This is a genomic window from Acidovorax sp. GW101-11A03 (genome assembly GCF_059424825.1).
The window spans coordinates 24924-32707 of the sequence record NZ_JBWKZU010000055.1; the positions used below are offsets into that span (position 1 = coordinate 24924).

General features: G+C 60.5%; 8 protein-coding genes and 1 tRNA gene. All 9 read right to left on the reverse strand.

The features are described 5' to 3' along the window. Positions 1–10: 10 nt before the first annotated feature. A complete protein-coding gene (locus tag AC07Z7_RS19665) occupies positions 11–619 on the reverse strand; it encodes an NADH-quinone oxidoreductase subunit C (RefSeq protein WP_063461379.1) in 609 nt (202 codons plus the stop codon). Positions 620–629: 10 nt separating this feature from the next. Continuing rightward, on the reverse strand, positions 630–1109 hold the full coding sequence (locus AC07Z7_RS19670; protein ID WP_007849129.1) for a NuoB/complex I 20 kDa subunit family protein: 480 nt from the start codon (positions 1107–1109) through the stop codon (positions 630–632). A 25-nt stretch (positions 1110–1134) separates the two neighbouring features. Beyond that, entirely contained in the window at positions 1135–1494 is a 360-nt protein-coding gene (locus AC07Z7_RS19675; protein WP_494767372.1) for an NADH-quinone oxidoreductase subunit A, read from the reverse strand. A gap of 73 nt (positions 1495–1567) precedes the next feature. Further along, a tRNA-Leu gene (locus AC07Z7_RS19680) sits at positions 1568–1652 on the reverse strand. Between the two features lie 114 nt (positions 1653–1766). Then, on the reverse strand, positions 1767–2129 hold the full coding sequence (gene secG, locus AC07Z7_RS19685) for a preprotein translocase subunit SecG (protein ID WP_094285663.1): 363 nt from the start codon (positions 2127–2129) through the stop codon (positions 1767–1769). A gap of 36 nt (positions 2130–2165) precedes the next feature. Continuing rightward, positions 2166–2915 carry a triose-phosphate isomerase gene (gene tpiA, locus AC07Z7_RS19690; protein ID WP_094285661.1) on the reverse strand — a complete coding sequence of 250 codons (750 nt, stop codon included), beginning with the start codon at positions 2913–2915 and terminating at the stop codon, positions 2166–2168. Between the two features lie 2 nt (positions 2916–2917). Next, complete coding sequence (locus AC07Z7_RS19695; RefSeq protein WP_494767374.1) at positions 2918–3904, reverse strand: NAD(P)H-quinone oxidoreductase; 987 nt, start codon at positions 3902–3904, stop codon at positions 2918–2920. A 95-nt stretch (positions 3905–3999) separates the two neighbouring features. Further along, entirely contained in the window at positions 4000–6246 is a 2247-nt protein-coding gene (pnp, locus tag AC07Z7_RS19700) for a polyribonucleotide nucleotidyltransferase (protein ID WP_494767373.1), read from the reverse strand. 207 nt (positions 6247–6453) lie between these two features. Further along, positions 6454–6720 (reverse strand): 30S ribosomal protein S15, encoded by a 267-nt coding sequence (rpsO, locus tag AC07Z7_RS19705; RefSeq protein ID WP_005793232.1) that lies wholly within the window; start codon positions 6718–6720, stop codon positions 6454–6456. Between the last annotated feature and the right edge of the window lie 1064 nt (positions 6721–7784).

The following is a 7784-nucleotide window of genomic DNA, read 5'->3' on the forward strand; positions in this document are numbered from 1 at the left end:
GCCGAACGCCTCAGTGCAGGCCTCCGTACTTGTCTTCGCGGATGATGCGTGGCGTGATTTCACGCGGCTCGATCGAGACGGGCTCGTAGACCACCCGGCGCTGCTCAGCGTCGTAGCGCATCTCGACATGGCCCGACAGCGGGAAGTCCTTGCGGAAGGGATGGCCGATAAAGCCATAGTCGGTCAGGATGCGGCGCAGGTCGTTGTGGCCATCGAACACGATGCCGAACAGGTCAAACGCCTCGCGCTCGTACCAATTGGCCGAGTTCCACAGATCGGAGACCGATGCCACCACCGGGAAATCATCGTCGGCGCAAAACACCTTCACGCGCACACGCTGGTTGAGGCTCACCGACAGCAGGTGCGACACCACACAGTAGCGCGCGCCTTCGTTCACGGCATCGCCATACGCGGAGTAATCCACACCACACAGATCCACCAGTTGCTCGAAGCGGCACCCCTCGGCGTCGCGCAGCAGGCGCATGGCATCCAGATAGTCGGCAGCAGACACCACCAGCGTGACTTCATCCAGGGCCACCGTGATCTGGCGGACTTTGGCGCCAAGCGCGGCAGCAATGTTGTCTTTGAGTTTTTCAGGCCGAATGGCAACAGCAGTCATCATCAACCCTTCAGACACGAGCAATGGTGTTGGTGCGGCGAATCTTCTGCTGCAGCTGAATGATCCCGTAGATCAGCGCTTCTGCCGTGGGCGGGCAGCCTGGCACGTACACATCCACAGGCACAATGCGATCGCACCCACGCACCACGGAGTAGCTGTAGTGGTAGTAACCACCGCCATTGGCGCATGAACCCATCGACAGCACCCAGCGGGGCTCGGACATCTGGTCGTACACCTTGCGCAGCGCCGGTGCCATCTTGTTGCACAGCGTGCCGGCCACGATCATCAGGTCGGACTGACGGGGGCTGGCACGGAACACTTCGGCGCCGAAGCGGCCGATGTCGTATCGGGCCGCTGCCGCGTGCATCATCTCGACAGCACAACAGGCCAGGCCAAAAGTCATCGGCCACAGAGAACCGGTCTTGGCCCAATTCACCACGGAGTCGTAACTCGTGGTGATGAAGCCTTCCTTCATCACGCCTTCAATCATTGCATCGATCCTTGTTGAAGCCCGCTCATTCCCAATCCAGGGCACCCTTTTTCCACTCGTAGACAAAGCCCACTACGAGGATGGCCAGGAAGATCACGACCGCCACGAAGCCCGCCATGCCCACATCATGCAGCGTTACCGCCCAGGGGAAGAGGAACGCGATTTCGAGGTCGAACAGAATGAAGAGAATGGCCACGAGGTAGTAGCGCACATCGAACTTCATGCGCGCATCCTCGAAGGCTTCAAAGCCACATTCGTAGGGGGAGTTCTTTGCGGCATCCGGGCGATTGGGGCCCAGTATGTAGCCGAGTACGAGGGGGACAACGCCAACGGCGATGCCAACCAAGATGAACAAAAGGACGGGGAGGTACTGATCGAGGTTCATCTTGAGGATGTGCTCACCGCTGTAGCCTTGCCCGACATGAGCCCGGATGGGTCATGCGGGGAGGCCTTTGTTTTGGTGCCGTCGGCGAGACTCGAACTCGCACAGCTTTCGCCACTACCCCCTCAAGATAGCGTGTCTACCAATTTCACCACGACGGCTGGTTGCTGCGTCTGGATGGCATGAGGAACCTTGCGGTTTTGGCTTTCCAGACAATCCCGGATTCTACTCCGGAAAAACCCTGCTTCAGCTTGCAGGGCCCAATTTAGTGCAGATTATTTGGTCGGAATTTGCGCCGCGCCCGATGCAGGCACAGCAGGAGCAACTGCAGCATCTGGAGTCGCAGCGGCGGGCGCCACAGCAGCAGGAGCCTCCAGCACACTGCCAGAGCTGGCCGGGCGGGCGTTGCCAAAATAGGCCAGCGCCAGCGTGGACACAAAAAAGACTGCGGCCAACACCCCGGTACTGCGCGACAAGAAGTTGGCACTGCCACTGGCGCCAAACAGGCTGCCCGAGCTTCCGCTGCCAAATGCGGCGCCCATGTCAGCCCCCTTGCCATGCTGGATGAGGATCAGGCCAATCATCACCAGCGCCGCCAACATCTGCACCGCCAAAATCACATTCACGATCACGTTCATTCTCTGTTCACTCCTGATTGAATAGCTTCGGCAGCCTTAGCGGGCTGCCGCAATGATTTGCAAAAAGTCGGCCGCCTTCAACGAGGCACCCCCCACCAGTCCACCATCGATGTCCGGCTGGGCCAGCAACTGTGCCGCGTTGCCCGCATTCATGCTGCCGCCATACAGCAGGCGAATGCGGTCGGCATGTTCGCTGGCTGCCGAGAGTTGCGCGCGCAACACCGCATGGACCGCCTGCGCTTGCTCTGGAGATGCCGTGCGCCCCGTGCCAATGGCCCAAACAGGCTCGTACGCCACCACGATCTCGCTGATGCAGTGACCATTGAGATGGATCACCGCCGCCAGCTGGCGCTTGACCACGGCTTCGGTCTGGCCTGCTTCGCGCTCCTGCAAGGTTTCCCCCACACAAACGATGGGAGTGACGCCGGCGGCCAGGGCACGCTGCGCCTTCTCCGCCACCGCCACGTCGGTTTCGCCATGGTATTGGCGACGCTCCGAGTGCCCCACCAGGGCATAACGCACACCAAAGTCCTTCAGCATCGCCACGGAGACCTCGCCGGTGTAGGCCCCCGACTCGTACCGGGAAACGTCCTGGGCCGCTACCGCGACCACCGTCCCAGCGGTGAGCGCCTGCACTTGTGCCAGATACGGCGCGGGCACCGCCACTGCCACGTCGCAAGCCACATCATCCAGACCTGCGATGAGCGCCTTCAGCAACACCTCGTTGGCAGCCAGGCTGCCATTCATTTTCCAGTTGCCTGCGATGAGTTTTTTCTTGTTGTTCATGGTTACCACGTCAAAACAATCTTGCCGATATGCTGGTTCGATTCCATCAGGGCATGGGCTTGAGATGCATCTGCCGCAGCAAACGTGCTGTGAATGACTGGGCGCACCTTGCCCGCCGCCAACAAGGGCCACACCCGCTCACGCAACGCATTGGCAATAGCACCCTTGAATGCGACGGAGCGCGGACGCAACGTAGACCCGGTGATGGTGAGGCGGCGCCGCAGAACCAGCCCCGCATTGAAGTCACTCTTGACCCCGCCCTGCACCGCGATGATGACCAGGCGGCCATCTTCGGCCAGGCACTCCACCTCCCGCGCCACGTAGTCGCCAGCGACCATGTCGAGCACCACATCCACGCCCCGCCCTTCCGTGATGCGCCGCGCCTCTGCCACAAAGTCTTGCGACTTGTAATTGATAGCGTGGTGCGCACCCAGCGCAAGGCAGGCTGCGCATTTTTCGTCGCTGCCCGCCGTGGCAATGACCACCGCACCGAGCGCCCGCGCCAACTGGATCGCCGTGACGCCAATGCCGCTGGTCCCACCCTGCACCAGCAAGGTCTCACCCGCCTGCAGGCGACCCCGATCGAACACGTTGCTCCACACCGTGAAGAACGTCTCCGGCAGCGATGCTGCCTCCACGTCACTCAGCCCATCGGGCACCGGCAAACACTGAGCCACTGGAGCGACACACCATTCGGCATAGCCACCACCAGCCACCAGCGCGCACACGCGGTCGCCCACACGAATGCCCGCCTTGGCCAGCGCCGCGGCATCACCAGACTCCACCACCCCCGCCACCTCCAGCCCCGGTAGGTCCGAGGTGCCCGGCGGTGGCGCGTAGTGCCCCATGCGCTGCAGCACGTCAGGACGGTTGATGCCACTGGCGGCAACGCGGATCAGCAGCTCACCCGCGCCGGGCTCCGGCCTGGGGCGATTCCCCAGGGCCAGCACCTGAGGCCCGCCAAAAGACGTGATCTCGACTGCACGCATATTGCGATCCATGGAAAGTCAGATTGGAATGATTTAGGCCGCCTGCGCTCTATGGATGAACGCAGACAGCTACAAAATCAATAGCAACCAACAACTCAGCCAATCACCTGCTCGGACGCGCCGTCCGACAACAGCGATTGTTGTTGTTGCTGCTGCTCCGCAGGCTGGCGACCGCCATCACGACCATGGTCGCGGCGAGGCTCGCGATCACCGCGCTCGGCAGGAGCGGGGCGGTCGCTGCCACCGGCGGGGCGCTCGGCCAGCACCTTCATCGACAGCTTGATGCGGCCCTTCTCGTCGGTTTCCATGACCTTGACCTTCACGATCTGGCCTTCGGTCAGGTAGTCGGACACCTTCTCGACGCGCTCGTGCGCAATCTGGCTGATGTGCAGCAGGCCGTCCTTGCCAGGCAGCAGGTTGATCAGGGCGCCGAAATCCAGGATCTTGGTCACAGGGCCTTCGTAGATCTTGCCGATCTCGACCTCGGCCGTGATCTGCTCAATGCGCTTCTTCGCCTCGTCGGCCTTCGCTGCATCGGTGGCGGCGATGGTGATGGTGCCGTCTTCCTCGATGTTGATCTGGCAGCCCGTTTCCTCGGTCAGCGCACGAATCACCGCCCCACCCTTGCCGATCACGTCGCGGATCTTCTCGGGGTTGATCTTCATCGTGTAGAGCTTGGGCGCGAAGTTGGACACTTCTGTCTTCGCCTCGCCCATGGCTTCCTGCATCTTGCCCAGGATGTGCATGCGCGCCTCCTTGGCCTGCGCCAGGGCGACCTGCATGATTTCCTTGGTGATGCCCTGGATCTTGATGTCCATCTGCAGCGCGGTGATACCGCTGGTGGTACCAGCCACCTTGAAGTCCATGTCACCCAGGTGATCTTCGTCGCCCAGGATGTCGGTCAGCACGGCAAAGCGGTTGTCTTCCTTGATCAGGCCCATGGCGATGCCAGCCACGTGCGCCTTCATGGGCACGCCGGCGTCCATCATGGACAGGCAACCGCCGCAGACCGATGCCATCGACGAAGAACCATTGGACTCGGTGATCTCCGACACCACACGGATGGTATAGGGGAATTCTTCCTTCGTGGGCAGCACGGCCACGAGGGCGCGCTTGGCCAGGCGGCCGTGGCCGATTTCACGGCGCTTGGTGGAGCCCATGCGGCCCACTTCACCGGTGGCGAAGGGAGGCATGTTGTAGTGGAACATGAAGCGGTCTTCGAACTCGCCGGCCAGCGCGTCGATGCGCTGCGCGTCGCGCTCGGTGCCCAGCGTGGAGATCACCAGCGCCTGGGTTTCGCCACGCGTGAACAGCGCGGAGCCGTGCGTGCGGGGCAGCACGGAGTTGCGGATCTCGATGGGTCGCACGGTGCGCGTGTCGCGGCCGTCGATGCGGGGCTCGCCCGCCAGGATCTGGCTGCGCACAATCTTGGCCTCGATCTCGAACAGCAGGCCCTCGACCTTCACGGAATCGAACTCCACGCCTTCGGCCTTGAGCGATGCAAACACGGACGCCGTGGCTTCGCGCAGGGCATGCGTGCGGGCTTGTTTGCTGCGGATTTGGTAGGCGGCGCGCAGCTTTTCTTCGGCCAGGCCAGTCACCTTGGCGATGAAAGGCTCGTCCTTGGCCGGCGCTTGCCAGTCCCACACAGGCTTGCCAGCGTCGCGCACCAGTTCATGGATGGCGTTGATGGCGATCTTGCCCTGCTCGTGGCCGAACACCACGGCGCCCAGCATCACGTCTTCGGGCAATTGCTGCGCTTCGGACTCAACCATCAACACGGCGGCCTCAGTGCCTGCCACGACCAGGTCCATCTGCGAGTTCTTGCGCAGGGTCTGACCAGGGTTCAGAACGTACTCGCCGTTGATGTAGCCCACACGCGCTGCGCCGATGGGGCCATTGAAAGGAATGCCGGAGATCGACAACGCGGCGCTCACGGCAATCATGGCGGCGATGTCAGCGTCCACTTCGGGGTTCAACGAGATGGTGTGGATGACCACATGCACGTCGTTGTAGAAACCCTCGGGGAACAGCGGGCGGATCGGGCGGTCGATCAGGCGGCTGGTCAGCGTTTCGAGTTCGCTGGGCTTGGCTTCGCGCTTGAAGAAGCTGCCGGGAATCTTGCCAGCGGCGTAGGTCTTCTCAATGTAGTCCACGGTCAGCGGGAAAAAGTCCTGGCCAGCCTTGGCAATCTTGGACCCCACCACGGTGGCCAGCACCACGGTGTCATCGATGTTCACCAACACGGCGCCAGAGGCCTGGCGGGCGATCTCGCCCGTTTCCATGACGACGGTCTTGTCGCCCCACTGGAAAGACTTGGTAACTTTGTTGAAAATGCTCATGTTCAGCTCCTGTTTTAATAGCTGGTAGCGCGCTACCAGATTGTCACGGAGGGCAATTCAGAACACGATGCCATTCCAGTGAACCAGCCCACCAATGCTTGGCGGCAACTTCATTGGAATGACACAGCTTCGCTCTGTTTTGCGGCTCCGAAGTAAAAAACGCCTGAGCTAGCGGACTAACCCAGGCGTTTTCGCATGCAATGAAAATTACTTGCGCAGACCCAACTTGGCAATCAGCGCGGTGTAACGGTCAGCGTCCTTGGCCTTCAGATAGTCCAGCAGCTTGCGACGACGGCTCACCATGCGCAGCAGGCCACGACGACCATGGTGGTCCTTGGCATGCGTCTTGAAGTGGGGGGTCAGTTCGTTGATGCGGGCGGTCAGCAGGGCCACTTGCACTTCTGGGCTACCAGTGTCATTGGCAGCACGGGCGTTCGCCTTGACGACTTCAGCCTTGATGGAGGATGCGATCATGTTTTTCCTTTGATGTGGCCTAGCGTGAAAGCAGGCCATGGTTTTACTTGCGCCAGCAGCTGGAACGGCCGCTGGCGTGCGTCTTGCACCATGCAAAACCTTTGGAGTATACCCTGAGACAGGTTTTTGCCTATCAGCCCCTTAGGCAGGCCAATTGGGGCTGCCAGACACAAAGACCGGCACAACCAATCCAGCCCAGCAACGCAAAGCTCGCTGCCTGCGGCAAGACCTCACGCCGCCACCAACAGCCGACTGACCACATCGAACGATGTCGTGCCGCTCTCCAATATGAAGAAGGATGCGATATGCCCTGAGCTGCCGCCACATCCGCGCTAGGCGGGATCCCCGCATCGGCGCCATGGCGCTGCGGATTCGCCCCAGATGCACAACCCACGCATGCTTTTACATCAGCCCCGCACAACCATTGCCAGATAGGCACAGCGCAAACGTATTGAACCAAGAGACCATGAACACAGGCGCGAGCATCCACCCAAGCCGCTAACCCACCTCCAAAAAGCTCCTGGAAAACTGCGCATCAAGATCAGGCACCCTCCAGACTCCGCCAGATCCAGAAAGCTGAGAGCCCCACCTGGGAGAGTCTGGATAGCAAAGACACCCCCATACCCAATCCACCAGAATTCATGTGCCGGTTTCGCAAAAAATGACGATGACTTAGCAGAACTCAATCGGCCAAGCTATTGAGCCCCCTGGAGATCAGCAAACAGGTTGTTGAGATTGCCGTCAGCAGGCTTTGTCGAACAGGAAAGACAGACAACCAAAGACTACCCCACCTCACCAGACTATATCAAAGGAACCTCATCATCCTTACCAAACTTGGAGCCGTATCACCTCAGCGCCCACACCTGCACCGGCGACTTCACGAATGAGAGATTCTTCAAAATTTAGCAGAACCAAACGAACAACAGGCAACAAAAAAAACCAAAGGGGATCAACAATTTCGAAAGCAGAAAATAGACATACACTCTAGGGATTCTCTGCACGAATACCGCTGCGATGTGATTGAGCAAGCTTGAAGCCCAGACAATAGTCGCATGAAGCAAAGC

What these genes read in the sequence shown, in the direction of transcription:
- AC07Z7_RS19675 (WP_494767372.1), bottom strand. Translation starts at nt 1,494, where the DNA reads ATGAACCTCGATCAGTACCTCCCCGTCCTTTTGTTCATCTTGGTTGGC.
- tpiA (WP_094285661.1), bottom strand. Translation starts at nt 2,915, where the DNA reads ATGAACAACAAGAAAAAACTCATCGCAGGCAACTGGAAAATGAATGGC.
- pnp (WP_494767373.1), bottom strand. Translation starts at nt 6,246, where the DNA reads ATGAGCATTTTCAACAAAGTTACCAAGTCTTTCCAGTGGGGCGACAAG.
- secG (WP_094285663.1), bottom strand. Translation starts at nt 2,129, where the DNA reads ATGAACGTGATCGTGAATGTGATTTTGGCGGTGCAGATGTTGGCGGCG.
- AC07Z7_RS19665 (WP_063461379.1), bottom strand. Translation starts at nt 619, where the DNA reads ATGACTGCTGTTGCCATTCGGCCTGAAAAACTCAAAGACAACATTGCT.
- AC07Z7_RS19695 (WP_494767374.1), bottom strand. Translation starts at nt 3,904, where the DNA reads ATGCGTGCAGTCGAGATCACGTCTTTTGGCGGGCCTCAGGTGCTGGCC.
- AC07Z7_RS19670 (WP_007849129.1), bottom strand. Translation starts at nt 1,109, where the DNA reads ATGATTGAAGGCGTGATGAAGGAAGGCTTCATCACCACGAGTTACGAC.
- rpsO (WP_005793232.1), bottom strand. Translation starts at nt 6,720, where the DNA reads ATGATCGCATCCTCCATCAAGGCTGAAGTCGTCAAGGCGAACGCCCGT.